Genomic DNA, 25564 nt, shown 5'->3' with positions numbered 1-25564 from the left:
ACCGTTTGCCGCGGGATGGAGCAGCCCGGTAGCTCGTCAGGCTCATAACCTGAAGGTCGCAGGTTCAAATCCTGCTCCCGCACCCAAACATCCTCAAAGCCCCGCATGGACCACCAGCGGGGCTTTTCGCTGTCCGGGTCCATGGTCTCAAGGGCATTTCTCGACCCTCCGATCTCGGCTAGACCATCACCATGACCGATATCCTGGCGCTCTCCCACTGGATCAATGGCCAAAAGGTCGAGGCGCAAAGGCCCGCAGAGGGGTTGAACCCGTCCGATACGCGCGAGGTCGTGGCGCGGACGCCGGACGGCAGCGTCGCGGAGGTGGATGCGGCGGTGGATGCCGCACGCCGGGCCTTCCCGGCCTGGGCCGAGGCGTCACCGGAAGTGCGGTCCGATGTGCTGGATCGGGCCGGCACGCTGCTGATGGAGCGGCGCGAGACAGTCGGGCGGCTGCTGTCGCGCGAGGAGGGCAAGACCCTGGCCGAGGGCATCGGCGAAACGGCACGGGCGGCGCGGATCCTGAAGTATTTCGCGGGCGAGGCGCTGCGGCTGCACGGCCAGAACCTGGCGTCGGTACGGCAGGGCGTAGAGGTGCAGACCTGGCGGCAGCCGGTTGGCGTGTTCGGCCTGATCACACCCTGGAACTTCCCCATCGCCATCCCAGCCTGGAAGGCGGCACCCGCCCTGGCGTTCGGCAATACCGTCGTGATGAAGGCGGCAGGGCCGACGCCGGCCACGGCCGAGGCGCTGGTCGCCATCCTGCATGAGGCGGGTCTGCCCGACGGCGTGCTGAACCTGGTCATCGGGCGTGGCGGGGTGGGGCAGGCGATTGTGGATCATCCGGAGGTGGATGGGATCAGCTTCACCGGTTCGCAGGGCGTCGGGGCTGGCGTGGCGATGGGGGCGGCCAAGCGCCAGGCGCGGGTTCAACTGGAGATGGGGGGGAAGAACCCGCTGATCGTGCTGGATGACGCCGATCTGGAGCGGGCCGTGGCGGTGGCGCTGGATGGCTGTTTCTTTGCGACGGGCCAGCGGTGCACGGCGTCGAGCCGGTTGATCGTGCAGGACGGCATCCATGATCGCTTCGTGGCAGCGCTGTCGGAGAAGCTGGCGGCGCTGAAGGTCGGCCATGCACTCGACCCGGCGACCAACATCGGCCCGGCGGTTACCGAGGCGCAGATGGAAACCTCATATCGCTATATCGACATCGCGACCGGCGAGGGCGGGCGGGTGGCCCAGGGCGGGCGGCGTCTGACGCTGGAAACGCCCGGCTGGTACGTCGATCCGACCCTGATAGTCGATACGACCCCGGACATGCGGATCAATACCGAGGAGGTGTTCGGGCCGGTGGCCTCCGTGATCCGGGTGAGTACCTACGAACAGGCCCTCGAGATCGCCAACGGCGTCGAGTTCGGCTTGTCGGCGGGCATCGTCACGACCTCGCTGAAGCATGCACGCGATTTCCAGCGGCGGGTTAGGGCAGGGATGGTCATGGTCAATCTGCCGACCGCGGGCGTGGACTATCATGTACCGTTCGGCGGGACGAAGAAGTCCAGCTATGGCCCGCGCGAGCAGGGCTTTTCGGCGGCGGATTTCTTTACCCAGACGAAGACGGGATACAGCTTCAGCTAAGCGTTAGAGGCTGAGCACGACGACCCAGGCCGCGTGGGCCATCAGCCAGAGGATGGCCACGAAGTTGAGGGTGAAGACCTGACCGCGCAGGGCGACATTGTCGCCGGTGCATTGAACCGCGCTGTGGATTAGACGGCCGATCAGGAACAGCCAGGCGGCGGCGACGTCGAGCGTGTTGATTTGCCCGGTCAGGATCAGCAGGCCGAGGCCGATCCAGGCAAACACGGGTGCCTCGAACTGATTGGCCAGATTGCGCTGGATGCGGGCGGACAGACGCGGGTCTCCGTCAGCCCGGGCGAAGTCAGTCTTGATGGCCTGTCCGCGTCTGACGACGATCAGCCGTGTCCAGGTCAGGACAACGTATAGGCCGACGATCAGGCCGAAATGCAGACCCATCGGAACCAGGGCCCAAGCGTCGAGCGGCGTCAGAGCCGGTTCCGATGTCTGCAGGTCCATCATGGGGGTCAGGCTTGCGCCGCGTCCCAGGCCCGGACGGCGTCAGCATCGCGGGCGCTGAGGTCGGGGTAGTCAGGGTCGGAACCGACATCAGGGACGCGCCGCCAGGAGCGGGCGCATTTGGGATACTCGGCCAGCGCGACAGTAACCTCGATGGCATTGCCCGGAACCAAGGTGGCTCCAGAGGTGCGGAATACTTCAGCGGGATCGAGGTCTCGGAAGGCATTGATCACGTCGTTCGGGCTTGTGACGGACGGCCACGCATCAAGCGCGCCACCGATGATCTTCTGCCGCCGGGCCTCCTCCAAGGCATCGTTGACGACTTCCAAGACAGTTTGAACGTAGCTCCAGCGTGATGCTTCTTCGACGTTTTCCCACGCCCCCGGAGTGTCCGGGATCACCCGCGCGCAGTTCGAGCCGCCATCGGGGAAACGCGTCCCCCAGGCTTCTTCCATCGTGAACGGCGTCAGCGGAGCGAGCCAGGCCGTCAGGCGGATGAAGACTTCGTCCATCACGGTGCGGGCGGCGCGGCGGCGGATCGCGTCGGGGCGGTCGCAGTAGAGGCTGTCCTTGCGGATGTCGAAATACAGGGCCGACAGGTCGCCGGAGCAGAACTCCAGCACCGGGCGCACGACGTCCTGAAAGCGGTATTCGGCATAGGCCTGACGCACCTGGCCATCCAGTTCGTACAGGCGGTGCAGGATGAACTTCTCCAGCGGCGGCATCTGCGCATAGTCGGTCAGGCGCTCGGCCTCGTCGAAGCCGTCCAGCGCGCCCAGCAGATAGCGGACGGTGTTCCTCAGCTTGCGATAGGCGTCGACCGTGGTCTGCAGGATCTGCTTTCCGATCCGCTGGTCCTCGGCATAGTCCACCAGCGCCACCCACAGGCGCAGGATGTCGGCACCGCTCTCCTTGATGACGACAGCCGGGTCCGTGGTGTTACCCTTGGACTTGGACATCTTCTCCCCGTTCTCGTCCTGGGTGAAGCCGTGGGTCAGGACGGCCTCATAGGGGGCGCGGCCGCGGGTGCCGGAGCCTTCGAGCAGGTTGGACTGGAACCAGCCGCGATGCTGGTCCGAGCCTTCGAGGTACAGGTTCGCCGGCCAGTGCGAAGGGCGGTCGCCGGTATAGCCGTGGGCGGGATCGCGCGCCTCCAGCGTGAAGGCATGGGTGCAGCCGCTGTCGAACCAGACGTCCAGGATGTCGGTGATCTTCTCGTAGCGCGAGGGATCATGGGCCCCCAGGAAGTCGGCATCGGGCCGGTCGAACCATGCGTCGGCCCCGCCCTCTGCGATGGCCGTCAGGATGCGGGCATCCACCTCTGAGTCATGAAGCGGATGGCCGGTGTGCTTGTCGACATACATAGCCAAGGGCGTGCCCCAGGCGCGCTGGCGGCTGATCAGCCAGTCGGGGCGACCCTCGACCATGGTGCGGATGCGGTTCTTGCCCGCCGCCGGGTGGAAGGCGGTGGCGTCGATGGCGTTCAGGGCCGTCTCGCGCAGGGTGTCACCGGACTTCAGCGTCTGGTCCATGCGGATGAACCACTGCGGCGTGTTGCGAAAGATGATCGGCGCCTTGGAGCGCCAGCTGTGGGGATAGGAATGCTCCAGCCGCCCGCGCGCTAGCAGGGTGCCCGCCTCGATGAGTTTTTCGATGACGGCGGGGTTGGCCGAGCCGAACTTGCCGGTCTTCTTGCCCTCGGTCTCCAGCACTTTCAGCCCCGCGAACAGCGGAACGTGCGGATAGTAGGCACCGTCCGGATCGACCGTGTCCGGCACCTCCTTGTGGCCGTGCGCCTTCCAAACCTCATAGTCGTCCGCCCCGTGGCCGGGCGCGGTGTGGACGAAGCCGGTTCCGGCGTCGTCGGTGACGTGGTCGCCAGACAGCAGGGGCACGGAGAAGCCGTAACCGCTGTCCAGCGCGGCCAGGGGATGGGCGCACTCCAGTCCCGACGGGTCGATGTCATAGACGCGTGTCCAGCTGGCGATCTTCGCCGCCTTGAATACGTCCTCGGTTAGCTTGTCGGCGATGATGAAACGGTCGCCGGGCTTGGCCCAGGGCTCGAACTCCAGCCCGGTTTCCAGGGCCGTGACCTCGTACAGGCCATAGGCGATGTCCGGGCCGTAGCTGATCGCCCGGTTGGCCGGGATGGTCCAGGGCGTGGTGGTCCAGATCACGACCGACGGCGTCTGGGTGCGGAAGGCCAGCAGATCGTCCGGATGGCTGTCGGACGTGCCGACGACGGGAAACTTCACCCAGATCGTGGGGCTGACATGGTCGTGGTATTCGATCTCGGCCTCGGCCAGGGCCGTGCGCTCGACCGGCGACCACATGACAGGTTTGGACCCACGATACAGCTGGCCGGAGTTCTTGAACTTGTGGAACTCCGCGACGATCGCCGCCTCGGTCGTGAAGTCCATGGTCGCATAGCGGTTGTCCCAGTCGCCCAGGATGCCCAGGCGCTTGAACTGGTCGCGCTGCACGTCGATCCAGCCGGCGGCGTATTCGCGGCAGGCGGCACGGAACTCGGCCTTTGACACCTCATCCTTGCGGCGGCCCTTGGCGCGATACTGTTCCTCGATCTTCCATTCGATCGGCAGGCCGTGGCAGTCCCAACCGGGAACGAAGTCGACGTCCTTGCCCAGCAGGAACTGGCTGCGGACCACGAAATCCTTCAGCGTTTTGTTGAGGGCGTGGCCGATGTGGATGTCGCCATTAGCATAGGGTGGGCCGTCGTGAAGGACATACAGGGGCGCGCCCTGGGCCTGGCGCGTCTTGCGCAGGGTCGAATACAGGTCGCCCCACTGCTCCAGGATCAGCGGCTCCTTCTGCGGCAGGCCGCCCCGCATGGGGAAGGGCGTCTCGGGCAGGAAGACGGTCTCGCGATAGTCGCGGCCCGTCGCGGCGTCGGTCGGGGTGTCGGGTGTGGCGTCGGCCATATCAGTCGTCCAGGCGTATCTTTGGGTGATCGTTCGCGGTGGTGTTTCGATCCCGGCGAGCACGGGGCGAGGGCCCTGCGGCGCTACGCCGGGCGGCTAATCGAAATCGGGCGAAACAGGCGGACGGTCATGATGGGATCGGTCTAGCAGGGCGGTACGCGCGAGGCTAGGCGGACAGCACCGCACGCGCGGCCGCAGCGTCAGCGTCGATCTGGGCCTTGAGGCCATCAAGGCTGTCGAAATTCATCTCGCCGCGCAGCAGGGCGACCAGTTCGGTTTCGATGGTCTGCCTATAAAGGTCGCCGGAGAAGTCGAGCAGCCAGACCTCCAGCAGGGGCTCCTCGATTTCGAACATGGGGCGGATGCCCAGGTTGGCGACACCGTTGATGATGCGGCCATCCGCCAGGCGCGTGCGCGTGGCATAGACGCCGTAGGCCGGGCGCATGTAGTCGCCGAGGCGCACATTGGCGGTCGGCACGCCGATGGTGCGGCCGCGTTTTTCGCCGTGTACGACCTCGCCCTGGATGGCGAAGGGGCGGCCCAGAATGGCGGCGGCACGGGCCATGTCGCCGGCCTTCAGCGCCTCTCGCACGGCAGACGACGACAGCTTCAGCCCGTCTGGGTCGTCGAGACGGTCGATGACGCTGACCGTGAAGCCGAGTTGCTCGCCGTGGCGGCGCAAGCCCTCCGGAGACCCGGTCCGGCCCTTGCCATAGGTGAAGTCGAAGCCGACGGCGGCGTGGCGGATGCCCAGGCCATTCTGGTGGCCTAACGCGCCTTGCGCTGCTTGAGGCCCGGCCAGAACTTCCACGGCAAATTGCTCGTCCGTCATGGCCGCCATGTCGGCGTCGAACGGAAGCAGATACAGACGCTCGACACCCAGAGGAGCGAGAGCCCGAACCATCTGGTCTGTGGTCATCAGGCGGAAAGGGGCCGAATCCGGCTGAAACCAGCGGCGGGGATGCGGGGCAAAGCTGACGACGGCGAGGGGGGCACCCAAGCTGTCCGCAGCCTGACGCGCGGCGGCGATGACGGCCTGATGTCCGCGATGAACGCCGTCGAAGGCTCCGATGGCGACGGCAGCTCCGCGCAGATCCTCGGGCAGGTCGCGCCAGTCTGTGACGACCTGGACCAAGATCAGCCCTTGCCGGGTCGCCGACGGCGAGGCACGCGCACCACGGCGATGCCGTCCATGATCAGCCTGTCCTCGACGAAGCCCTCGCAGTTCAGCTCGACCCGCGCCGTTTCCGGATCGACCGACAGAACCGTGATGCGGATCAGAACCGTGTCGCTGATCCGCACCGGATAGTGGAATTGCAGCGTCTGGGAGACATAGATGGAGCCGGCTCCTGGCAGGATGGTCCCGACCACGGCCGAGCCGAAAGACGCCGACAGCAGGCCATGGGCGATGCGCCCGCGATAGGCGGTCTTGGAGGCAAAGGCCTCGTCCAGATGCACCGGATTGAAGTCGTCCGACGCCTCGGCGAAGAGCTGAATGCGCTGCTCGGTAACGAAGATGCTTTTCTCGGCGGCCATGCCGACGTGGAGCTCGTCCAGGATGTAGCCGCCCGAGGCGTGTGTCGTGACCAGATCAACCATGGACGGGGGCCTTAGCGTGAATTGTCGCATGTCACCACGTCAGATCGAGCATGGCATACCGCGCATGGGTGGTCTCGGCCTTCAGCAGATCGGCGGCACGGGCGGGGTCGATCCGGCCGTCAGGGCCACGTGCGGCGTCGCCATGGATGCCCTGCGCGATGAACAGACAATCCAGCGCCTGACGGTCGGCTCCCAGCACGTCGGTGACCACGCCGTCGCCGATGCACAGCACGCGCGAGCGGTCCACGGGGCGACCCAGCAGTGCCTCGGCCTCCCTCAGCGCCAGGCCATAGATGGGCGAGAACGGCTTGCCAGCCATGGTCACGCGGCCACCCAGCGCCTCGTAAAGATCCGCCAACGCCCCGCCACAGTAAATCAGCTTGTCGCCGCGTTGCACTACGCGGTCCGGATTGGCGCAGATCAGCTCCAGATCGCGCGCCACGCCCTCGGCCAGCCGCTCGCGGTAGTCCTCGGGCGTCTCGACATTGTCGTCGACTGGTCCTGTGACGGAGATGAAGGCGGCGTCGGCGGCACCCTCGGCTGTGGTCAGACCAAGGCCGTCATATAATGGCCAGTCGCGATCGGGGCCGATGATCCAGACCGGGCCTGGCGCGCGTTTCGCCAATTCTGCCCGCGTCGCGTCGCCGGAGGTGACGAAGGCCTTCCAGGCTTCGCGCGGCACACCCAGACCGTCGAGTTGGGCCACCACATCGTGTGCGGGGCGCGGGGAGTTGGAGATCAGCACGACCGCCCCGTGATCGCGATTGAACCGGATCAAGGCCTCGCACGCCTCGGGCCAGCTCTCGCGCCCGTTGTGGATCACACCCCATACGTCGCATAGCAGGATGTCATAGTCCCCGGCGATCTCGCCGAGGCCGAAAGGCGCGTGGGGCAGGGTCATGAGCGGCTGATAGCTGGTTCGAGGCAGCGGGAGAAGGGTGTGGGCAAGTCGTGAAGGAACTGCCGCGAAGCACTGAGCGTTGCGATTTCAACTGGTCGAGGGAGATGGCTTCATGAACAGAATGCTGACAACGGCTTTCGTGGTAGGGTGCGGCCTAATAAGCGCATCTTGCGCGACGACTGATGGCTATGCTTCGGCATGCGAGCGCGACTACGCTCGCAATCGTGAACTTGCGACGGCGTCCGGTGCGGCGCTGGGCGCGGCGGTCGGGGCCGCAGTAGCGGGTCGGGGTGATCGCGAGGCCGGAGCGGCCATCGGTGCGGTGGCAGGTGCGCTGCTCGGCAACCAACTGTCAGCCGAGGATGACCCCTGCGGCTATGGCTTCGGTGGCTACAACCGCGAATACCGTTACGGTCGAGAGCGCATCTACTGGCAGAATGAGTATAGGCGTGACGGCTATCGTCGCTACTAACTTCGGCAGGGCGCATTCGGCTTCAATGGCCTTAAACACAGCCTGGATGCAAACAGCATTGTTAGCCGATCGTCTTTTAGGCAGAGACGTGCGCTCGCTGATGAAGTTGCGGTATCGACCGATCAGCCATGCTTTGCCAGACAGCAAGCTTAAGCAAAGAGACATCTTGGCGGCTAGATTCGTCAATATTCACGAGCCATCTCCGCTCATGAGCGTCGTGTCGTGGTCTGCGTCGAAAAGAAAGAACAATATGGTGGGTGATGTAGGGTTCGAACCTACGACCCGCTGATTAAGAGTCAGCTGCTCTACCAACTGAGCTAATCACCCGAACCATGTCGTCTAAAACGGACCAGCAAGCCTCGTCTCAGCAGCCTGCGCAAACATGTGCAGGACAGAGCGAGCGGACATAGAGGCGATATTTCCCTAGCGCAAGGCGTTTTGGGTGATTTGTTAGCTTTGTCGCAGTCCCTAATGCACCCGGCGGCGATGATCGGCGCTGCGCAGGGTGGAGCGCAGGAACTCGGCGGGCGGATCGGTTTCGGCCAGGACCGCCTCCTTGATAGCGCGGGGCTCGCCGAACAGGTGGCCCTGGGCCATGCCGATGTCGAGTTCGAGGATGTCGACGATCTGTCGCTCGGTCTCGCATTTTTCGGCGATCAGTTCGATGCCGTAGCGGCGGGTCAGGTCGGCGAAATCGACGGCCGAGATGTCCGGGCGGCCGGGCAGGGGCGAGGCGGTGTCGAGGTCCAGCAGCTGTTCGATCAGCAGCTCGGCCGAGACCTTCATGAATTTGACGTCTGAACGCTGGAGATCGGCGAAATCGAGATCCAGCGTCTGGACCTTGTCGATGGAGAAGCGGAAGCCCAGGTCGGCCAGCTTGGCCATGTTGCGGGCCTCGGTCGCGCCGCGGGCGTCGAAGGTCGCCTGACCCAGTTCGAAGATCAGGGCCTGGTTGAGGTCGCGGTTCTCGCTGAGGAAATCCAGGAACTGCGGGAAGAAGGCCTCGTCGGCCAGCGATGTCAGGGCGACGTTGCAGAAGACTCCGACCTTGCGGTCCTGACGCGCGAGGCGACGCACGATCTGGGCGCAGCGGAACAGCAGAAGGTTGTCGATGGCGGGAACCAGACCCTCACCCTCGGCGATCGACAGATATTCGGCCGGCATCATGACCCGGTCGTCGGCGGCGCGCAGGCGGGTGAAGCTCTCGTAGAACATCGTCCGGCGCTGGGGCAGGGAGACGACGGGCTGCAGATACAGGTCGACGCGATTCTCAGTCAGGGCGTCGTGGATGGTGTGGAGCAGGACGTTGGACTGATGCTGCCAGCGCGCCTCGAACGGGCCGGAGGCGGGAATCTGGGCCGCCATGCGCTGATCGATCGATTCGCTCATCTGCTGGATCAGGCTTTCCAGCATGCGGACCTCGCCGGTCAGGCTCTCGGTCGAGGTGAGCGATCCGGCCTCGATGGCCCCGGCCAAGTCGGTGAGGGCGGACTGGGTCGATTCCATCGCATCGGCCAGAAGGCGGTGGGCCTGACGGACGGTGTCGATCTCCTTGCGCAGGGCAGCCTTGTCGGCGCGGGTGGCGATCAGGACGTGGATGGCGATCAGCAGGCCCGCCGCGCCGACGAAACCGGCCACGGCCGCGCCCAGGCCCAGGTTGGCACTCCACAGCCATGTGCCCAGGGTCATGGACACGAGCAGATAGCTGAAGAACAGGAAGCCCTGGGTCAGTGCGCGCATGGAAACGGTTGTTCCGCCTTCCCAAATGGAATCGCTGGAGTATCAGGGTATCAGAGACTGACGCCTATAGGCGAAACACACGGAATACGGGGATAGGCATGGAATTGTTCGATCTGAGCGGCAAGGTCGCCGTCATCACGGGCTCGTCGCGGGGAATCGGTCGGGCCATCGCCGAGCGGATGGCCGAACACGGCGCGAAGGTCGTGATCTCCTCGCGCAAGGCCGGGCCGTGCGACGAGGTGGCGGCGGCGATCAACGAAAAGCACGGCGAGGGTACGGCCATCGCCATCCCGGCCAGCATTTCCTCCAAGGAAGAGCTGCAGCGGCTGGTGGACGAGACCAATGCCGCCTTCGGCCAGATCGACATCCTGGTCTGCAATGCCGCGTCCAACCCCTATGCCGGGCCGATGGCGGGGATTGCGGACGAGCAGTTCGAGAAGATCTTCCACAACAATGTGCTGGCCAATCACTGGCTGACGCAGATGGTCGCGCCGCAGATGATCGAGCGCAAGGACGGGGCCATCGTGATCATCTCGTCGGTCGGGGGGCTGCGCGGCAATGCCCTGATCGGGGCCTATAACGTCTCAAAGGCGGCGGACATGCAGCTGGCGCGCAATCTGGCGGTGGAGTGGGGGCCGTCGAACGTGCGGGTCAACTGTATCGCGCCGGGTCTGATCCAGACCGACTTCGCCCGCTATCTGTGGGAGAACGAGGAGGTGCTGAAGGTGACGGTCGAGCCCAACCCGATGAAGCGCATCGGCCAGCCGGACGAGATCGCGGGCACGGCCGTCTATCTGTGCTCCAAGGCCGGGTCCTATGTGAACGGCCAGACCTTGGTGGTGGACGGCGGGCTGACGATTGCCTGGTGAGGGCAAAACCGAAGTCGGGTTCAAACAAGACCTGATCTGGCGGCTCGAAGCCTTCGCTTTCTCGACGCTATTCGCTTTTCTGCGCCTGCTGGGAGTGGAGCGGGCGTCGGGTCTGGGGGGCTGGCTCTTACGGACACTGGGGCCGCATACGGGCACGCAGAAGACGGTGATGCGCAATCTGCGAATTGCTTTTCCCCACATGCCGGTCGCCGAGCGTGAGCGGCTGGCACTGGAACAGTGGGACCAGACGGGGCGCACCTTCGCCGAGCTGGCGGTCATGGACCGGCTGACGCCCGAGGGTGGGCGGGTCGAGGTGGTCGGGATGGAGCGGCTGCATGCGATCCGCGACAGCGGTGTGCCGGCGGTGCTGATCTCGGGCCACCTGGCCAATTTCGAGGTGATGGCGGCGGTGATCATGGCCTCGGGCGTACCGTGTCAGGTGACCTATCGCGCAGCCAACAATCCCTATGTCGATGCCCTGATCCGCGAGAGCCGCGAGCGGTACGGCATCCGGCTGTTCGCGCCCAAGGGAGACGGAACGCGCGAGCTGATGGCGGGGATGAAGCGTGGCGATTCCATCGCTCTGCTGGTCGATCAGAAATACAATCAGGGGCCGGAGGTGACCTTCTTCGGTCAGCCGGTGAATGCCTCGCCGGGCGCGGCGCGGCTGGCGCAGAAGTTCGATACGATCATGCAGCCGCTGTCGGTGGTGCGGCTGCCGGGCGTGCGGTTCCGGGTGACGGCGCACGAGCCGATCCGGGTGCCGGATACGGGCGACAAGGCCGCCGACATCTTGGCGGGCATCCAGGCGGCGAACGCCTTTGTCGAGGACTGCGTCAGGGCACATCCCGTAGACTGGTTCTGGGTGCACAAACGCTGGCCGGACAAGGTCTATGCCGCGCTGCGCGAGGCCGATCAGGCGACCTGATGATCCGCTACGCGGCGTTTCGCGCCGCGATAGTTGAGGTCGTTGCGACGACGGCGGTCGGGGCCAAAATAGCTGTCGGTCTTTACATAGGGACGGGGCCGGAAGATCACGGCATGCAGCCGGTCCAGCAAGGCCTTGGCCGTCAGCGGCTTGGTCACGAACTCGGTGACGCCCGCGTCGCGTGCCTCGAACACCCGGCTCTTTTCCGAATGCCCGGTCATCATGATGATGGGCAGATAGGGGTTGGCGCTGCCCGGACTGTTGCGGACCAGGCGTGTAAACTCCACGCCGTCCATGGGCGACATGTTGAAATCGACGATGGCGACGTCGATGTCGTGGCCCTTCAGGATTTCCAGCGCCAGCGGGCCGTCGCCCGCCTCATGCACGTCGCGCACGCCGGCGGATTGCAGCACGGCAGAGGTAATGGCCCTCATATGCTGGTTGTCGTCGACCAGCAGAATCTTGACGGATTTGTACGAGGACATCGAAAGCTTGAATCACCGGGTATCGCTTATGGACCAATACCTAGGCGGGAACGGAATCGCCGTCCATCATCCACATGCCACGCGCGAGTTCAGTCGCCCTGGGCCAGCCGCTTGAAGGCTTCGTCCGGGCCGGCGTAGGCCTCCTGCAGGCTGACGGACCAGTAGCGTAGGATTTCCAGAGGGATGCCGCGACCCGACACGGCGCAGGTGACGTAGCGGCCGGGCTCGAGGACAGCGAATTCGCCGTCGCCGTAATGCAGGGTGGCCTGTCCGGGTGCGGTCTGGGTCATGGCGTCCATTAGCGCAGATGGGATGAGAACGGCAAAGCTATCGTTTCAGAAAAGATCGCCCTGGGCCAGCGGCGGTCTGGGCCTGGCGGCGGTGGGGGCGGGTCGGCTGCGCGGCGTGGGGGTGCCCTCGTCGGCATCGATATGGGCCCTCCGCGAACCGTCGGCGAAGACCAGATTGACGGCCTGGCCGGCGGTCAGGGCGGCGGCGCTGGCGATCATGGTGCCGTCACGGCTTTCGACGCGAGCGAAGCCGGGCTTGGGGCGTTTGGGGTCGAGGCTGAGCAAGGCGCGCGACAGGGCGGCCAGGCGGGCCTGGTCGCGGTCCAGACGGCGGGGCAGGGTGGGTGTCAGCCGATCCGAGGCGGCGGACAGGCGCGAGGCACGCTGGTCGAGGCGGCGGTGCAGGGGGGCGGGCGACAGGCGGGCCGAAACCCGCAGCAGGCGATGCTGATGGGCGGCGACATTGGCAGTCAAACCGCCCTGCAGGCGGCGGTCGGCCGCGACCAGGCGCTCTTCCGCGCGGGTCAGGCGCTGGTTCAGGAGGTGCAGACCGAGACGCGCCGAGGCGGAGACCAGCTGCTGGCCATGGATCGAGACGTTGCGCTGCAGGCCCGAGCTGAGGCGGTTGCTGGCCAGGTCGAGCCGCTGCTGGGGCAGGGCCAGAAGGTCTTCGGGGCGGGTCGGCAGCCCGCGTGCGGCGGCGCGCAGGAGGGTGCGGCGTTCCTCGATCAGACGGCCACCGGCGCGGTCCAGCCTCCGCTCCAGATCGGCCAGCCCATAGCGCAGGTCGGCCAGGACAGGCGTGGCGATTTCGGCGGCCCCGGTCGGGGTCGGGGCCCGGCGGTCGGAGACGAAGTCGATCAGGGTGGTGTCGGTCTCGTGCCCCACGGCCGAGATGATTGGGATAGCCGCCGCCGCGACGGTGCGGGCCAGGCCTTCGTCGTTGAAGCACCACAGATCCTCGACCGAGCCGCCCCCGCGGGCGACGATCAGCAGGTCGGGACGAGGGATCGGGCCATCGTGCGTCAGGGCATCGAACCCCCCGATGGCGGCGGACACCTGGCCACAGGCGGCATCCCCCTGCACCACCACCGGCCAGACGATGACCCGACAGGGCCAGCGTTCTGCGATGCGGTGCAGGATGTCGCGGATGACCGCCCCCGTCGGGCTGGTGATCACGCCGATGGTGGCCGGGAAGGCGGGGATGGGCTTCTTGCGGGCCGAATCAAAAAGGCCCTCGCCCTGCAGCCTGACCTTCAGCCGCTCCAGCTGGGCCAGAAGCGCACCGGCACCGGCGGCCTCCATGCTTTCGATGACGATCTGGTAGGAGGAACGGGCCGGGTAAGAGGTGATCTTGCCTGTGACGATGACCTCCAGCCCCGTCTCGGGTCGGACGCCCAGGCCCCGGACGGAGCCCTTCCAGATCACGCCGTCGATGGCGGCCTTGTCGTCCTTCAGCGTCAGATAGACATGGCCCGAGGCGTGGTGGTTGACCTTGGACACCTCGCCCCGCAGGCGGACGTGGCCAAACCGGTCCTCCAGCGTGCGTTTCAGGGCGAAGGACAGCTCCGACACCGACTGCGGCGGGTTGTTGTCGCGCGGCGGGGCGGCAGTTTCGGTCGGTCCGCCAAAGACGTAGTCGTCAGTCATATGCCGGTCTTAGCGCCAGATCGGGACGCCGGGAACGGCTTTCGGCACAGGTCGTTAGCGTCACCATGCCCGCAGACCCCCAGGATACCGATCCCGTCGACCAGAACCCCAGCGAGCGGGAGCTGGGTCGCCGCAGCGCCGCGCCGGCTGTCAGTCTTTGGCTGGTGGTCGGCGTGATCCTGCTGATTGGTGTCGGGGTCTATGTTCTGTCCGCCATGCTTTGACCCCAGGAGACACCATGAACCGTTTCGCCATCGCCGTCGTCGCCACGTTCGGGGCCTTCACGATCTCAGCGTGTTCGGACAGCACGGACGACGTTGTCCAGCCGTCGGCACCCGGTGCGGCACCTGCGCCTGTCACGGAACAGGCCGCCGATACGGCGACGGCGCGCGCCGCCATCGCCTTCGACATGAGCCGCTACCAACTGGAGGATGCCGACCTGCAGGCGGCGGACGGGACCGATCTGGGCGATGTCGAGACGCTGGTTCTGGATGCCGGGGGTCAGCTGACGCAGCTGGTCGTCGAGCTGGAAGGGGCGGGCGACGTCAAGGTCGTGGTGCCTGTCAGTGATGTGCGGGCCGCGCCGGTTCCGACTAATGGATCGGACGACCGCGACCTGATGACCGATCTGACGGCGGCGCAACTGGCGGCCATGCCGCGCTGGACGCCACCCGCCCGCTGAGCGAACGATAAGACCTCGCTAACCGCGCCTGCGGCTTGACCGTGTTCGCAGGTGCGGTCATGTCGCGGGCATGAATATTCTGCTCGTCGGATCGGGAGGGCGCGAGCACGCCCTGGCCTGGAAGATCGCCCAGTCCCCGCTGGTGCGTCGGCTGGTCATCGCGCCGGGTAATCCCGGCATGGATGCGTTGGGCGAGCGGGTCGATCTGAAAGTCACCGATGCGGATGCCTTGACGATCCTGGCGCGCGAGATGCGAGCCGATTTGGTTGTCGTGGGGCCGGAGACGGCGCTGGAGGCCGGTCTGGCGGACCGGCTGGCGGCGGCGGGGATTCCGTGTTTCGGACCCAGTGCCAGGGCGGCGCGGCTGGAGACCTCCAAGGCGTTTTCCAAGGCGTTCATGGAGCGCCACGAAATTCCGACGGCCGGCTATGGCGTCTATGAGCGGCTGCACGAAGCGCGGCAGGCGCTGACGGTGTTCAAGCCACCCTATGTGATCAAGGCCGACGGACTGGCGGCGGGCAAGGGCGTGGCCATCAGCCCCGACAAGCGCGACGCAGAGGCCGAGATCGAGCGGATGCTGAGCGGCCGCTTCGGCACCGCCGGAGCCCGCGTCGTGATCGAGGAGTTCATGGACGGCGAAGAGGGCTCGCTGTTCGCCGTCTGTGACGGGCAAAGCGCCCTGTTGCTGGGCGGTGCGCAGGATCACAAGCGGGCCTTCGATGGCGACTTGGGTCCCAACACGGGCGGCATGGGCAGCTATTCGCCGGCACCGGTCTTTACGCCCGAGCTGGTCGAGGCGGCCGAGCGGCTGATCGTGCAGCCGGTGGTCGCAGCGATGGCGGCGGAGGGGGCCCCTTATCGCGGGGTGCTGTACGCCGGGCTGATGGCGACGGCCGATGGCCCCAGGGTGGTGGAGTTCAATGCCCGCTTCGGCGATCCGGAATGCCAGGTCCTGATGATGCGGATGGACGGGGATATCGTGCCCCTGCTGCTGGCCTGTGCGAAAGGTGATCTGACCCAGGCGCGTCTGCCGACGTTCTCCACCGATACGGTGATCTGTGTCGTGCTGGCGGCCAAGGGCTATCCCGACAGTCCGCTGGAGGGGTCGATCATCCGGGGTGCCGAGCAGGATTTCGGGCCGCATGTGCAGGTGTTCCACGCGGGTACCAAACGCCGTCCGGACGGCCAGTTGGCCGCGGCGGGCGGGCGTGTGCTGAACGTCTGTGCGCGCGGCCGCGACATCGTCGAGGCGCGCGAGCGAGCCTATGCGGCGGTGCGCAAGATCGACTGGCCCGGCGGTTTTCATCGCACCGACATCGGCTGGCGGGCGGTGGAGCGGGACTAGGCCCTCTCTAGAGGCTCAGGTGTAGGCGAACAGCAGGCGGCCTGTGCCCATGCGCTCGCGCAAGCGCGGCAGGTCGGCGTGGGCGACCGAGAAGCAGCCGTAGGAGCGACCCAGCTTGCCTTCGCGCGCCAGGAAGCCCGGATCGGCGTAGTCGGCACCGTGGATGATGATGGCGCGGTCGCGGGCCAGGTTGTTGGAATATTCCAGCCCGTCCAGCAGGACGTTCGGCCCCTGCTGCGCGCCATAGCTGGCACCGGCGGTGGCATAGGCACCCAGCGAGGACATGTGGCTGTCGGGCTCGTTGGAGAAGCGGCGGGCATAGCCGGTGTGGCTGGGGTCGGAACCGCGGCCGTGGCTTGTGCGCAGGGGGGTGACGTGACCCGCGACCAGATCGACCTCGAACAACCGCTCCTCGCCCGAGAACTTCTGGAAGTCGACCAGATACATGCGGTCGCGCAGCGGCACCTTGTGATGGTGGATGTCCAGCGCGGCCATGGCGCGGTCCATCAGGTCCTTGCGGACGATGCTGCGGGGATCGAGGGGCGGGGCGACCTGACTGGCCGCGACGACGATGGGCTGGGCGGCGGGCTGGGGCGGAACGACGGTCGGGGTCGGGATGGCCGCCGTCTGAGGCTGCTGGACGGCACCCGCCGTTGCGCAACCCGACAGCAGGGCGGCACCGCCCAGAATGAATCCTCGTCTCGCCAGCCGCATGCGACGCCCTTCGTGCGGTTTCAACTGAGGGCCGGTTTGTTTCAAATTGTGTCGGGGCGTTCAACCTCGGCCTTGGCGAAAAGCTGACGCAGGCTATGGTGGCCGCCGTCCTTGGGAGGGGTTTCATGCGTATTCTGGCGTCGGTGATAACGGCGGTCGCTTTGGCGATCGGCACAAGCGTTGCGGCGCAAAGCCCCGTGCCCGCTCCCGTATCGAGCGAAGAGGCGACGACCTTCGTCCAGGTCGGGCGACTGCTGGCCGATCCATCGAACGGTGTTGTGCAGCGCGATAAAACTATCGTGATCAGAGGGAACCAAGTCGTCGAAGTCCGCGACGGATTTGTCGGCGAGGGTCGGATCGTGGATTTGCGCGACTCATTCGTGCTGCCCGGACTGATCGACAGCCATGTGCATCTGACGGGCCAGCAGAACCCGAACGGGCGGCTGGAAGAGGTGACCCAGTCCAATGCCGAGCAAGCCTTCGTCGGCGCGCGCTATGCCCGGCGCACCCTGATGGCGGGCTTTACGACCGTAGCGGATCTGGGCGGATCGAACGAGGCCGTGTTCGCCCTGCGCGACGCGATCCGGCGGGGCGACGTGCCGGGGCCGCGTGTGATCGCCTCGGGATCGGCGGTCTCGATCCACGGCGGGCATGGCGACATCAATGGCTATCGCGAGGACGTCATGCACATCCTGTCGCCGGAGAGTGTCTGCTCGGGCGTCGAGGACTGCCAGCGGGCGGTGCGCACCCAGGTCCGGTCCGGGGCCGACATCATCAAAATCACGGCGACAGGCGGGGTGCTGTCCAATACGGCGGCCGGCCTGGGCCAGCAGTTCTCGGACGAGGAACTGGCCGCCATCGTCGCGGCCGGGCACCGGATGGGGCGTCAGGTCACAGCGCATGCCCATGGTGCGGACGGAATCAACAGCTTCCTGAGGGCGGGCGGCGATTCGATCGAACACGGCACCTATCTGGACGCCGAGTCGATCCGGCTGATGCGGCGCCAGGGAGTCTGGCTGGTGCCGACCCTGCTGGCCGGAGACTATGTGGCGCGCATCGCCTCGGGGCCGGACAACTTCTTCACCCCGGCGCAGACGGCCAAGGCCCTGGAGGCGGGGCCGAAGATGCTGGACATGGTCACGCGAGCCCATGACGGCGGGGTGCGGATCGCCTTTGGCACCGACAGCGGCGTCTCGGCCCACGGCGACAACGCCCAGGAGTTCGCCCTGCTGGTGCGGGCTGGGCTGACGCCGCTGGAGGCCATGCAGGCAGCGACGGTGGGCGCGGCCGAGCATCTGCGGATCGCCGATCAGGCCGGGCGGATCGCGGTGGGGATGCCGGCGGACCTGATCGCGGTATCGGGCGACCCGCTGGTTGATATCACGGAACTGGAGCGGGTCCGGTTCGTGATGAAGGGCGGCCAAGTTTTTCGCGACGAGTAGCGCGCTATTCGACCAGCGCATTGGCCGCGACCACCAGACTGGTGGTCATCAGATACAGACCGAAGGCCCAGGCCCAGGCCTTCCACTGGACCATGCCGGGGATCGCCATCAGCCACAGCCGCTGGATGGCGATATACCAGACGGTGATGGCCACCACGATCGCCATGCCCGCCAAGGTGGTCCAGATCAGCGGATCGTTGACGCCCAGGGTGCCGACACTGACCAGGATGGAGGTCGCGCCCGCCAGATAGCACTAGGCGAAGAAAGGGGTGCGCAGGCTGTCGCGATCGACCTTGTGCTTCGACAGTTTCAGAAAGGCCCACGCGAAGACCAGAGGGTGCAGGCTGAACATCAGGGCGCGGAAGGCCAGCAGGTTCTGCTCGTTGGCGGTGATGAAACGGCTGACGGGATTGGGTTCGTCGGTGACGGGCACGCCGAACAGCAGTTCCAGTCCATGAGCCAGAAGGATGCTGAGCACCAGAAACAGCGGCGGGCTGAGGGTTTCCAGATACTGTTTCTCGGGCTTGTCGCGCTGTTCGGCGTCCGAATAGTGCATGGTCCGCAGGGGATGGCGCAGCGTCATCGCCAGTGTGCGTGGATAGAACAGCAGCCACGACATGACCTCGTAGAGCAGTTCCTCGACGGACTGCAGGATCTTCATGGCGTTCATGCGCGGCCCTCCGGCGATCACCTTACGCAAGGCGGCTTCAGAGGGAAGCCTCTGTCACGGCGGCGGGTTCGCCGGCGCGCCGAGCCTTGAAATCATTGGAGGAAGTTCCCATCTCGGTCTTTCCCAGACATCCAGCCATTCCGCCGCCCGCGTCCTCGACGGGTGGTCGTCGTCTATTTGGCCGTCGATGTCGTAACCCGAGGACCAGCCCAGGAGACGTCTTGTTCGCTCAACGCAAAGCCCCGTTCACCCCCCGCTCCAACCCCGGTTCGCGCTATGGCTATCGCCCTGCTCCGATCCGTGCCCGTGTTGGCCTGGCCATGCGCCGGGCCATGACATTCGGCCCCATGCCGGACGCCGAGGCCGTGCTGCGGGCCAATGGTCTGTCATTGGCACCGATGTCGGTGGGCGAGGCCGGGATGAACATCGGCGGCACCAGCGTGCTGGCCACGGCGCAGGTATCGGACATCGACAGCGGGGCGTTGAAGGCGCTGGTCGTGCCGGCCGGATCGGCTGATCCCGATGCCGTCAACGCCCTGAATGACGCCATTCTGCGCGCCAATGCCAAGGGCACGCCCATCTTCGCCTTCGGCGAAGGGGTGGTGGCGACCTTGCGGGCGCTGGACCAGACTCGCGAGGATCTGGCGGAGGCCCCGGCCATCATGGTCAGTGGTCAGACGGTCCAGCCCCTGGAGGATATTGCGGCGGTCGCATCGGCCGCCGGCAAGGTAGGTTGAGGCCAGGGGAGGGGTCTGGGCCAACGGGGGCGTCAGATCACGCCTTCGATCAGGCCCAGATCCCTCGCTTCTTGCGCTTCCAGATACCAGTTCTCCGGGGCGCGAGCCTTGAGGTCGTCGCCGGTCAGGGATGAGCCGATGGCCAGTGCGTCGAAGCCTTCGTTCTGAATGCGGATGGAGTGCTCGAGCTCGTGCAGGAGTGCCTTCACCGAGGCGACGCAGTTCGTCAGCGGCCCCACGACGTGAAGCGATTTGTCCATCTTGCGCTCGTGGATCATCAGCCGTGTGCCGCGGGTCAGATAGCGGTTCTCGCGCGCAAAGAAGCTCATGAAGGTCGCGCCTGCCGAATAGACGGTGGCCTTGCCTAGAAAGACATAGCGGCAGGCTGTGTTGGTGTCGGAGTGGAAGCGGATATCCTCGCCCATCATCCGCGCCACCTCCGGATCGCCGCCGAGGGTCGACAGTTCGGTCACGACGATGCCCTCGCGCGGGGCAGCGACCAGCTGAGTGCGGAACCGCTGGTACAGATTGTAGTCCACGTCGCCGGCCAGAAGAATGGCTGGCCACTGGAAGGTTTCGGGGGGCAGGGTGTCGGTCATCATCGTCTCCGCAGGCGGAGGCGATAAGTCTGTGTGGCCCTAGCGGTTCCCCGGGATCAGCCGTCGCTATCCGACCAGGGCAACTCGCTCCTCGGGCGTCAGCATGCGCCAGCGACCCTCGGGCATGTTGTCCAGACGCAGGGGGCCGATGCGGATTCGGATCAGGTCGGTGACCTCCAGATCCAGAAGTTCGCACATGCGGCGGATCTGGCGGTTGCGGCCCTCGCGCAGGATGAACCTCAGGCGGTGCGGGTCCATCCGGCTGACGCGGGCGGGCTTGAGTTGGCGCCCATCGAGGCGCAGGCCATAGCGAAGCTGCTTCAGCTTGTTCTCGGTGACGTCACCACGCACGCGGACCAGATACTCCTTGTCCAGATCGGACTGCGGCCCGATCACCGCCTTGGCCACCACGCCGTCCGACGACAGCAGCAGCAGGCCACGCGAATCCTCGTCCAGTCGACCGATGGGGGGAAGGGACATATCCTCGGGCGGGGCATCACCCGGTCCGATCAGATTGGCGGCGGTCAGCAGGCGGACGGCCGGGATCTTGTCCGGCTCCGGCTGGCCGGAGACATAGCCGACCGGCTTGTTCATCACGATGGTGATGCCCTCGGCGAGGGTGGCGGTGGCCCGATCGTTCAGGGTCAGGGTCTGGCCGGGCTCCAGCTTGCGGCCCGCGTCGGTGACGACCGCGCCGTCGATGGACACCAGACCGTCGGCGATCAGTGCATCGGCCTCGCGCCGCGAGCAGACGCCGGTCTGGCCCAGCCATTTGTTGATGCGGACAGGCTCGGTGCCGTCATAGGTGCGCGAAAAGCTCATGGAACGCGCCGGAACAGCAGCATCAGATTGTTGGCCGGCATCTCACGCCTGAGGGTCAGGCGCAGGCCCTCGGTCCGCGCCGCCTCCACCACCGCGTCCAGATCGCGCAGGCCCCAGTCCGGGTTGCGGGCCTTCAAGCTGTCGTCGAAGGCGGCGTTGGAGGGGGCCAGGGACACATCGGCTTCGCGGAACGGGCCATAGAGGACCAGCAGGCCGCCGGGCTGGATCAGGCGCTGACCGGCCAGACGCATTAGGCCGATCGTCGCGGGCCAAGGGCTGATGTGGATCATGTTGATGCAAACCACGGCGTGAACCGCCTCGGTCGGCCAGGTCGTATCGTCCAACACGTCGAGCGCGAGTGGAACAGCCAGATTGGGCAGGGCTGCGGCTCCGGCCCAGGCGGCGATGCTGGTGCGGGCATCAGGCGAAGGATCGCTGGGCGTCCAGGTCAGGCCGGGCAGGGCGCGGGCAAAGGCCATGGCGTGCTCGCCAGATCCGGCGGCGACTTCCAACACGCGACCGCGCGCAGGCAGATGGGCTTGCAGAACCGCCAGGATCGGTGCGGTGTTCCGCGCCACGGCGGGCGAGGCGGCGGCTCCGTCGGGCAGGGTGGTGAGGGTGTCCATCGTCTGCATGGCCGTTCCGATAGCCTGCCCAGTGTCGATCCGCGACCGGAAAGATGCCGGGAAGGGGCCTGCCGACGCTCATCAGGGAATGAAATTTGCGCCGGTTGACGCAGGGGCACCGGAGGTGTCATTCCGCGCGTAACAATGCGTGATCATAGACGCATCGGGAGGGGTCACGGGGACGTCAGATCGCCGGGCCGACCACGTTCAGGAGAGTAAGCATGACCGCATCCACCATCCCCGGGCTGCACCCGGCCCCGACCGCGCACGCCGGGCTGATCGCCTGGGTCGAGCAGATCGCCGCCCTGACCAAGCCCGACCGGGTCCACTGGTGCGACGGCTCGGAGACCGAGAAGGCCGAAATCGTCGCCGACCTGATCGCCAAGGGCACGCTGCGCGAACTGGACCAGACGAAACGCCCCGGCTGCTACTATGCCGCCTCGGACCCCAAGGACGTCGCCCGGGTCGAGAGCCGGACCTTCATCTGCTCGGCCAATCAGATCGATGCCGGCCCGACCAACAACTGGGCCGATCCAGTCGAGATGCGGGCGCGGATGCAGGGGCTGTTCGACGGCTGCATGGCCGGGCGGACCATGTATGTCGTGCCGTTTTCCATGGGGCCGCTGGGTTCGCACATTTCGGCCCTGGGCGTCGAGATCACCGACAGCGGCTATGTAGCCGTCTCCATGGGCATCATGACCCGCATGGGCCAGCCCGCGCTGGAGGTGCTGGGCGACGACGGCGTGTTCGTGCCCGCCGTGCATACGCTGGGTGCGCCCCTGGCCGAGGGGCAGGCCGACGTCGCCTGGCCATGTAATGAGGACAAGTGGATCGTCCACTATCCCGAAACGCGCGAGATCTGGTCCTATGGCTCGGGCTATGGCGGCAACGCCCTGCTGGGCAAGAAATGCTATGCCCTGCGCATCGCCTCGGTCATGGCCCGCGACGAGGGCTGGCTGGCCGAGCACATGCTGATCCTCAAGCTGACGGATCCGAAGGGCCGCGCCAAGTACGTGGCCGCCGCCTTCCCCAGTGCCTGCGGCAAGACGAATCTCGCCATGTTGCAGCCGACCATTCCGGGCTGGACAGCCGAGACGATCGGCGACGACATCGCCTGGATGCGGTTCGGCGAGGACGGCCGTCTGTATGCGGTGAATCCCGAGGCCGGATTCTTCGGCGTCGCGCCGGGGACGAGCCGCAACACCAACGGCAACGCCCTGGCGACCATGGCGACCAATACGGTGTTCACCAATACGGCCCTGACGCATGACAACGACGTCTGGTGGGAAGGGTTGTCCAAGCCCGCGCCCGAAGGCCTGACCAACTGGAAGGGTGTGCCGCACGACCCGGCGTCCGGCGAGCCCGCGGCCCATGCCAATGCCCGTTTCGCGGCCCCGGCCAGCCAGTGCCCGACCATCGCGCCGGAGTGGGAGGACCCCAGGGGCGTGCCCATTGATGCCATTCTGTTCGGCGGTCGCAGGGCCAGCGCCGTGCCGCTGGTGACCGAGGCCTTCGACTGGGAGCACGGGGTCTTCATGGGCTCGACCGTGGCGTCGGAAGGCACGGCGGCGGCGGAGAACGCCATCGGTACCCTGCGCCGCGATCCCTTCGCCATGCTGCCCTTCTGCGGCTACAACATGGGTGACTATTTCGCGCACTGGCTGTCGATGGGCGGCAAGGCCGAGGCGGGCAAGCTGCCGCGCCTGTATTTCGTCAACTGGTTCCGCAAAGACGACGAGGGCCGGTTCGTCTGGCCCGGGTTCGGCGACAATGCCCGCGTCCTGAAGTGGATCGCCGAGCGGCTGGATGGCGAGGCGGACGCCGTCGATACGCCGGTTGGTCGGGTGCCGACGCGGGCCAGCCTGGACCTGTCTGGTCTGGAGCTCAGCGAAGCCGATCTGTCGACCCTGCTGGATGTCGATGCCGAGGTCTGGGCCGAAGAAGCGGCGTTGATCCCCGAATTCTATGCCCAGTTCGGCGATCGTCTGCCCCAGGCCCTGTGGCAGCAGCATGAGGCCCTGACGACGCGGATCGAGCAGAACCGGGCGGCCGCCATCGCGGCGGAATAGGGCTTCGCTCTTGCAAAAGGACGGCGTCCGGTCGATCTGATCCGGGTGGCGTCCTCCCCTGATGTGATCGTGATCGGTGCCGGCGTGCTGGGCCTTTGCTCGGCGGCGGAGTTGGCTGCGCGCGGCCATGCGGTGACGGTGATCGATCCCGGCGGTGCCAATGCCAGCGCGGTGGCGGCGGGCATGATCGCGCCGGCCATGGAATCGCTTCTTGACGAAACGACGCCGGAACGCGCGGCCCTGCTACGCCGTGCGCGCGATCTGTGGCCCAGCTTTGCCGAGACGCACGGGCTGAAGCTGCGGCGCGAGGGAGCCGACTGGCGAGGCGACGATGCCGGCGCGGCCCTGGATCGTCTGACCGCGCTGGGCTTTGAAGCGGAGGCCATCGACGGCGGCGTGCGCACTTCCGAGGACTGGCGGGTCGAGGTTGGCCCGGGGCTGACGGCCCTGGCGCGGGTGCCGGGCGTTTCGGTGGTGAGGGCGACGGTCGCGCGGGTCAGTGGCGACAGCCGGCGCTGGCGGGTCGAGGCGGCGGACGGCCGGGTCTGGTTCACGCCGTCCCTGGTGGTCGCAACGGGTGCTGCGACAGCTATCGAGGGCTTGCCGCTTGACGTCGCCGCGCGCATCGCGGCTATCCAGCCCATCAAGGGGCAACTGAGCTATTTTGCCGGGCTGAGCGCACCCGCCGTCATCCGGGCCGAAGGTGCCTATGTCGCGCCTGCCGAGGGCGGCGTGGTCATCGGCGCTACGATGCAGCCGGGTGAGCGGGACCTCGCCCCGGATATGGACGCGGCTCAAGGTCAGACTTCGAAGGGGTTGGGCCTTCTGGGGCTGGAAACCCGTGAGGGTGTTGCGCGCGTCGGCATTCGTGGCGCGACGCCGGATGGCCTGCCACTGGCGGGACCAACAGAAGCCGAAGGTCTGCACCTGGCCCTGGCTCCACGCCGCAACGGCTGGCTGCTGGGGCCTATGGTGGCGCGGGTGGTGGCCGACGGGATCGAGGGCATGACACCCGTGCCGGATGCCGCTGCCCTCGACCCCGCCCGCTTTGATTAGTCCTGCGGCAGGTTGAACCGCATGTTGATCGCGACGCGAGAGCCTTGCGCGGCGCCGTTCACGGTTTGCGGACTGATCTGGAAGTAGCGTGACACGCTCTGCGCGGCGCGGCCGAAGCCATAGCCCCCCGGCGTTTCACCCGTGATCCGGCAATCGGTGACCCGCCCGCTGCTCTCCACCAGGCAGTTCAGGGATGCCGATCCCGCTACACCGCGTTGCAGCGCCCGGTCCGGGAAGGCACGGGCAAGCTGTTCGCCCGTCGGCTGGCGGATCCAGTTCGGGCGCGAGATGACGGCCGGGGGCTCCGGCTGAGGCTGGATGGCTGGGGGCTGGTTAGGGCTTGGGTCAATCACCGGCTCATTGAAGGTCAGGGTGGTCCCGGTGGTCGGCTTGGGATCTATCGCCGGAACCGTGATGGTCTCCGTCGGCTGCGTCGGCAGCGGCGTCTTGTTGACGACCGGGTTGGGGGCCGCTGGATTGGGCTGTGGCTTTGGCGGCTCGACCGGCTTGGGCTTGGGCAGGTTTTCCAAGGTGATGACTGTCGGGGGCGTCTCCGGTGTCGGAGCCAGCTGCAGCTCGAAACGCTGATTATAGAGCGCCACTCCGACCCCGATGTGGGCCAGGGCGACGACGCCGATCACCATCCAGCTGGTCCGGGACAGGCCCGGCCTGCGTCGTTCGTTGAAGTCGAGGGGGCTGACACCGTGTGGGCCGCCCGCGGTTCTGATCATCATGGCCGTAACTCCCTGTCTATCGCCGTCCCCACAGCAACCCACGAGCGAATGCAGCGCTGACCTTGCGGCAAGTTTACGGCGAAGATCGCTGGGCCTCGAACAATG

27 protein-coding genes and 2 tRNA genes are annotated in these 25564 nt (G+C 66.5%); 12 read left to right on the top strand and 17 right to left on the bottom strand.

Going from position 1 to position 25564, the window contains the following annotated elements; translation table 11 throughout:
- Positions 1 to 9 precede the first annotated feature (9 nt).
- Positions 10 to 86, top strand: a tRNA-Met gene (locus ACE3TH_RS12850).
- 105 nt (positions 87 to 191) lie between these two features.
- Complete coding sequence (locus tag ACE3TH_RS12845) at positions 192 to 1634, top strand: aldehyde dehydrogenase family protein (protein WP_374600218.1); 1443 nt, start codon at positions 192 to 194, stop codon at positions 1632 to 1634.
- Between the two features lie 3 nt (positions 1635 to 1637).
- Here ACE3TH_RS12845 and ACE3TH_RS12840 read toward each other — a convergent pair whose 3' ends face one another.
- From ACE3TH_RS12840 to ACE3TH_RS12820, 5 genes are all read right to left on the bottom strand, one after another.
- Complete coding sequence (locus tag ACE3TH_RS12840) at positions 1638 to 2090, bottom strand: MAPEG family protein (RefSeq protein ID WP_374600216.1); 453 nt, start codon at positions 2088 to 2090, stop codon at positions 1638 to 1640.
- Between the two features lie 8 nt (positions 2091 to 2098).
- Entirely contained in the window at positions 2099 to 5029 is a 2931-nt protein-coding gene (gene ileS / locus ACE3TH_RS12835; RefSeq protein WP_374600214.1) for an isoleucine--tRNA ligase, read from the bottom strand.
- A gap of 166 nt (positions 5030 to 5195) precedes the next feature.
- Positions 5196 to 6164: a bifunctional riboflavin kinase/FAD synthetase gene (locus tag ACE3TH_RS12830; protein ID WP_374600213.1), complete on the bottom strand. Its 969-nt coding sequence runs from the start codon at positions 6162 to 6164 to the stop codon at positions 5196 to 5198.
- A gap of 2 nt (positions 6165 to 6166) precedes the next feature.
- The gene (locus tag ACE3TH_RS12825) at positions 6167 to 6628 is read right to left on the bottom strand and encodes a MaoC family dehydratase (RefSeq protein WP_374600211.1); all 462 of its coding nucleotides are present in this window, start codon (positions 6626 to 6628) and stop codon (positions 6167 to 6169) included.
- 31 nt (positions 6629 to 6659) lie between these two features.
- Positions 6660 to 7529 carry a TIGR01459 family HAD-type hydrolase gene (locus ACE3TH_RS12820; protein ID WP_374600209.1) on the bottom strand — a complete coding sequence of 290 codons (870 nt, stop codon included), beginning with the start codon at positions 7527 to 7529 and terminating at the stop codon, positions 6660 to 6662.
- Between the two features lie 112 nt (positions 7530 to 7641).
- Between ACE3TH_RS12820 and ACE3TH_RS12815 the strand changes: the two genes are divergently transcribed.
- Entirely contained in the window at positions 7642 to 8001 is a 360-nt protein-coding gene (locus ACE3TH_RS12815) for a glycine zipper domain-containing protein (protein WP_374600207.1), read from the top strand.
- Positions 8002 to 8252: 251 nt separating this feature from the next.
- On the opposite strand, the gene ACE3TH_RS12810 is transcribed toward ACE3TH_RS12815, so the two are convergent.
- Together ACE3TH_RS12810 and ACE3TH_RS12805 are read right to left on the bottom strand one after the other, a co-directional pair.
- A tRNA-Lys gene (locus tag ACE3TH_RS12810) sits at positions 8253 to 8328 on the bottom strand.
- 141 nt (positions 8329 to 8469) lie between these two features.
- Positions 8470 to 9741 (bottom strand): EAL domain-containing protein, encoded by a 1272-nt coding sequence (locus tag ACE3TH_RS12805; protein ID WP_374600205.1) that lies wholly within the window; start codon positions 9739 to 9741, stop codon positions 8470 to 8472.
- A gap of 98 nt (positions 9742 to 9839) precedes the next feature.
- Here ACE3TH_RS12805 and ACE3TH_RS12800 point away from each other — a divergent pair, with 98 nt between their 5' ends.
- On the top strand, positions 9840 to 10610 hold the full coding sequence (locus ACE3TH_RS12800; RefSeq protein WP_374600203.1) for an SDR family NAD(P)-dependent oxidoreductase: 771 nt from the start codon (positions 9840 to 9842) through the stop codon (positions 10608 to 10610).
- Positions 10600 to 11538 (top strand): lysophospholipid acyltransferase family protein, encoded by a 939-nt coding sequence (locus tag ACE3TH_RS12795; RefSeq protein WP_374600201.1) that lies wholly within the window; start codon positions 10600 to 10602, stop codon positions 11536 to 11538. The genes ACE3TH_RS12800 and ACE3TH_RS12795 overlap by 11 nt, the downstream gene beginning before the upstream one ends.
- On the opposite strand, the gene ACE3TH_RS12790 is transcribed toward ACE3TH_RS12795, so the two are convergent.
- The 3 genes from ACE3TH_RS12790 to xseA all read right to left on the bottom strand — a co-directional run bounded on the left by ACE3TH_RS12790 (position 11526) and on the right by xseA (position 13963).
- A complete protein-coding gene (locus ACE3TH_RS12790; protein WP_374600199.1) occupies positions 11526 to 12023 on the bottom strand; it encodes a response regulator in 498 nt (165 codons plus the stop codon). The two genes, ACE3TH_RS12795 and ACE3TH_RS12790, sit on opposite strands and share 13 nt — an antisense overlap.
- An 89-nt stretch (positions 12024 to 12112) precedes the next feature.
- Positions 12113 to 12313: a DUF2093 domain-containing protein gene (locus ACE3TH_RS12785; RefSeq protein WP_374600198.1), complete on the bottom strand. Its 201-nt coding sequence runs from the start codon at positions 12311 to 12313 to the stop codon at positions 12113 to 12115.
- Between the two features lie 45 nt (positions 12314 to 12358).
- Positions 12359 to 13963, bottom strand: coding sequence for an exodeoxyribonuclease VII large subunit (gene xseA / locus ACE3TH_RS12780; protein ID WP_374600196.1), 1605 nt, complete (start codon positions 13961 to 13963; stop codon positions 12359 to 12361).
- 65 nt (positions 13964 to 14028) lie between these two features.
- On the opposite strand from xseA, the gene ACE3TH_RS12775 reads away from it, so the two are divergent.
- The 3 genes from ACE3TH_RS12775 to purD all read left to right on the top strand — a co-directional run bounded on the left by ACE3TH_RS12775 (position 14029) and on the right by purD (position 15990).
- Positions 14029 to 14187 (top strand): hypothetical protein, encoded by a 159-nt coding sequence (locus ACE3TH_RS12775; RefSeq protein ID WP_292173997.1) that lies wholly within the window; start codon positions 14029 to 14031, stop codon positions 14185 to 14187.
- A 14-nt stretch (positions 14188 to 14201) separates the two neighbouring features.
- On the top strand, positions 14202 to 14645 hold the full coding sequence (locus tag ACE3TH_RS12770) for a hypothetical protein (RefSeq protein ID WP_374600195.1): 444 nt from the start codon (positions 14202 to 14204) through the stop codon (positions 14643 to 14645).
- Positions 14646 to 14715: 70 nt separating this feature from the next.
- The gene (gene purD / locus ACE3TH_RS12765; RefSeq protein ID WP_374600193.1) at positions 14716 to 15990 is read left to right on the top strand and encodes a phosphoribosylamine--glycine ligase; all 1275 of its coding nucleotides are present in this window, start codon (positions 14716 to 14718) and stop codon (positions 15988 to 15990) included.
- A 15-nt stretch (positions 15991 to 16005) separates the two neighbouring features.
- Here the strand turns inward: purD and ACE3TH_RS12760 are convergent, their stop codons facing one another.
- Positions 16006 to 16704, bottom strand: a complete 699-nt coding sequence (locus tag ACE3TH_RS12760; protein WP_374600191.1) for a murein L,D-transpeptidase catalytic domain-containing protein — start codon at positions 16702 to 16704, stop codon at positions 16006 to 16008.
- Positions 16705 to 16829: 125 nt separating this feature from the next.
- Here ACE3TH_RS12760 and ACE3TH_RS12755 point away from each other — a divergent pair, with 125 nt between their 5' ends.
- Entirely contained in the window at positions 16830 to 18146 is a 1317-nt protein-coding gene (locus tag ACE3TH_RS12755; RefSeq protein ID WP_374600189.1) for an amidohydrolase family protein, read from the top strand.
- Positions 18147 to 18150: 4 nt separating this feature from the next.
- Here ACE3TH_RS12755 and ACE3TH_RS12750 read toward each other — a convergent pair whose 3' ends face one another.
- Together ACE3TH_RS12750 and ACE3TH_RS12745 are read right to left on the bottom strand one after the other, a co-directional pair.
- Complete coding sequence (locus tag ACE3TH_RS12750) at positions 18151 to 18312, bottom strand: hypothetical protein (RefSeq protein ID WP_374600187.1); 162 nt, start codon at positions 18310 to 18312, stop codon at positions 18151 to 18153.
- 87 nt (positions 18313 to 18399) lie between these two features.
- On the bottom strand, positions 18400 to 18816 hold the full coding sequence (locus ACE3TH_RS12745; protein ID WP_374600185.1) for a hypothetical protein: 417 nt from the start codon (positions 18814 to 18816) through the stop codon (positions 18400 to 18402).
- A gap of 221 nt (positions 18817 to 19037) precedes the next feature.
- On the opposite strand from ACE3TH_RS12745, the gene ACE3TH_RS12740 reads away from it, so the two are divergent.
- Positions 19038 to 19553 carry a hypothetical protein gene (locus ACE3TH_RS12740; protein WP_374600183.1) on the top strand — a complete coding sequence of 172 codons (516 nt, stop codon included), beginning with the start codon at positions 19038 to 19040 and terminating at the stop codon, positions 19551 to 19553.
- A gap of 32 nt (positions 19554 to 19585) precedes the next feature.
- Here the strand turns inward: ACE3TH_RS12740 and ACE3TH_RS12735 are convergent, their stop codons facing one another.
- From ACE3TH_RS12735 to ACE3TH_RS12725, 3 genes are all read right to left on the bottom strand, one after another.
- Positions 19586 to 20152 carry an ATP-dependent Clp protease proteolytic subunit gene (locus ACE3TH_RS12735; protein WP_374600181.1) on the bottom strand — a complete coding sequence of 189 codons (567 nt, stop codon included), beginning with the start codon at positions 20150 to 20152 and terminating at the stop codon, positions 19586 to 19588.
- Between the two features lie 66 nt (positions 20153 to 20218).
- Entirely contained in the window at positions 20219 to 20974 is a 756-nt protein-coding gene (locus tag ACE3TH_RS12730; protein WP_374600179.1) for a pseudouridine synthase, read from the bottom strand.
- Complete coding sequence (locus tag ACE3TH_RS12725) at positions 20971 to 21609, bottom strand: DUF938 domain-containing protein (protein ID WP_374600177.1); 639 nt, start codon at positions 21607 to 21609, stop codon at positions 20971 to 20973. Before ACE3TH_RS12725 ends, ACE3TH_RS12730 begins: the two co-directional genes overlap by 4 nt.
- A gap of 212 nt (positions 21610 to 21821) precedes the next feature.
- On the opposite strand from ACE3TH_RS12725, the gene ACE3TH_RS12720 reads away from it, so the two are divergent.
- Positions 21822 to 23669: a phosphoenolpyruvate carboxykinase (GTP) gene (locus ACE3TH_RS12720; protein ID WP_374600175.1), complete on the top strand. Its 1848-nt coding sequence runs from the start codon at positions 21822 to 21824 to the stop codon at positions 23667 to 23669.
- Positions 23670 to 23714: 45 nt separating this feature from the next.
- Positions 23715 to 24725 carry an NAD(P)/FAD-dependent oxidoreductase gene (locus ACE3TH_RS12715; RefSeq protein WP_374600173.1) on the top strand — a complete coding sequence of 337 codons (1011 nt, stop codon included), beginning with the start codon at positions 23715 to 23717 and terminating at the stop codon, positions 24723 to 24725.
- Here the strand turns inward: ACE3TH_RS12715 and ACE3TH_RS12710 are convergent.
- Positions 24722 to 25459 carry an energy transducer TonB gene (locus ACE3TH_RS12710; RefSeq protein WP_374600171.1) on the bottom strand — a complete coding sequence of 246 codons (738 nt, stop codon included), beginning with the start codon at positions 25457 to 25459 and terminating at the stop codon, positions 24722 to 24724. The two genes, ACE3TH_RS12715 and ACE3TH_RS12710, sit on opposite strands and share 4 nt — an antisense overlap.
- Between the last annotated feature and the right edge of the window lie 105 nt (positions 25460 to 25564).

It is taken from the genome of Brevundimonas sp., from assembly GCF_041919755.1.
Lineage (GTDB): Bacteria > Pseudomonadota > Alphaproteobacteria > Caulobacterales > Caulobacteraceae > Brevundimonas.
Note: the sequence above shows the minus strand (reverse complement) of the source record. Positions and strands in the feature narration are given on the sequence as shown.

What these genes read in the sequence shown, in the direction of transcription:
- ACE3TH_RS12845 (WP_374600218.1), top strand. Translation starts at nt 192, where the DNA reads ATGACCGATATCCTGGCGCTCTCCCACTGGATCAATGGCCAAAAGGTC.
- ACE3TH_RS12840 (WP_374600216.1), bottom strand. Translation starts at nt 2,090, where the DNA reads ATGGACCTGCAGACATCGGAACCGGCTCTGACGCCGCTCGACGCTTGG.
- ileS (WP_374600214.1), bottom strand. Translation starts at nt 5,029, where the DNA reads ATGGCCGACGCCACACCCGACACCCCGACCGACGCCGCGACGGGCCGC.
- ACE3TH_RS12825 (WP_374600211.1), bottom strand. Translation starts at nt 6,628, where the DNA reads ATGGTTGATCTGGTCACGACACACGCCTCGGGCGGCTACATCCTGGAC.
- ACE3TH_RS12820 (WP_374600209.1), bottom strand. Translation starts at nt 7,529, where the DNA reads ATGACCCTGCCCCACGCGCCTTTCGGCCTCGGCGAGATCGCCGGGGAC.
- ACE3TH_RS12815 (WP_374600207.1), top strand. Translation starts at nt 7,642, where the DNA reads ATGAACAGAATGCTGACAACGGCTTTCGTGGTAGGGTGCGGCCTAATA.
- ACE3TH_RS12805 (WP_374600205.1), bottom strand. Translation starts at nt 9,741, where the DNA reads ATGCGCGCACTGACCCAGGGCTTCCTGTTCTTCAGCTATCTGCTCGTG.
- ACE3TH_RS12800 (WP_374600203.1), top strand. Translation starts at nt 9,840, where the DNA reads ATGGAATTGTTCGATCTGAGCGGCAAGGTCGCCGTCATCACGGGCTCG.
- ACE3TH_RS12790 (WP_374600199.1), bottom strand. Translation starts at nt 12,023, where the DNA reads ATGTCCTCGTACAAATCCGTCAAGATTCTGCTGGTCGACGACAACCAG.
- ACE3TH_RS12785 (WP_374600198.1), bottom strand. Translation starts at nt 12,313, where the DNA reads ATGACCCAGACCGCACCCGGACAGGCCACCCTGCATTACGGCGACGGC.
- xseA (WP_374600196.1), bottom strand. Translation starts at nt 13,963, where the DNA reads ATGACTGACGACTACGTCTTTGGCGGACCGACCGAAACTGCCGCCCCG.
- ACE3TH_RS12775 (WP_292173997.1), top strand. Translation starts at nt 14,029, where the DNA reads ATGCCCGCAGACCCCCAGGATACCGATCCCGTCGACCAGAACCCCAGC.
- ACE3TH_RS12770 (WP_374600195.1), top strand. Translation starts at nt 14,202, where the DNA reads ATGAACCGTTTCGCCATCGCCGTCGTCGCCACGTTCGGGGCCTTCACG.
- purD (WP_374600193.1), top strand. Translation starts at nt 14,716, where the DNA reads ATGAATATTCTGCTCGTCGGATCGGGAGGGCGCGAGCACGCCCTGGCC.
- ACE3TH_RS12760 (WP_374600191.1), bottom strand. Translation starts at nt 16,704, where the DNA reads ATGCGGCTGGCGAGACGAGGATTCATTCTGGGCGGTGCCGCCCTGCTG.
- ACE3TH_RS12755 (WP_374600189.1), top strand. Translation starts at nt 16,830, where the DNA reads ATGCGTATTCTGGCGTCGGTGATAACGGCGGTCGCTTTGGCGATCGGC.
- ACE3TH_RS12750 (WP_374600187.1), bottom strand. Translation starts at nt 18,312, where the DNA reads ATGGCGATCGTGGTGGCCATCACCGTCTGGTATATCGCCATCCAGCGG.
- ACE3TH_RS12745 (WP_374600185.1), bottom strand. Translation starts at nt 18,816, where the DNA reads ATGAACGCCATGAAGATCCTGCAGTCCGTCGAGGAACTGCTCTACGAG.
- ACE3TH_RS12735 (WP_374600181.1), bottom strand. Translation starts at nt 20,152, where the DNA reads ATGACCGACACCCTGCCCCCCGAAACCTTCCAGTGGCCAGCCATTCTT.
- ACE3TH_RS12730 (WP_374600179.1), bottom strand. Translation starts at nt 20,974, where the DNA reads ATGAGCTTTTCGCGCACCTATGACGGCACCGAGCCTGTCCGCATCAAC.
- ACE3TH_RS12725 (WP_374600177.1), bottom strand. Translation starts at nt 21,609, where the DNA reads ATGCAGACGATGGACACCCTCACCACCCTGCCCGACGGAGCCGCCGCC.
- ACE3TH_RS12720 (WP_374600175.1), top strand. Translation starts at nt 21,822, where the DNA reads ATGACCGCATCCACCATCCCCGGGCTGCACCCGGCCCCGACCGCGCAC.
- ACE3TH_RS12710 (WP_374600171.1), bottom strand. Translation starts at nt 25,459, where the DNA reads ATGATGATCAGAACCGCGGGCGGCCCACACGGTGTCAGCCCCCTCGAC.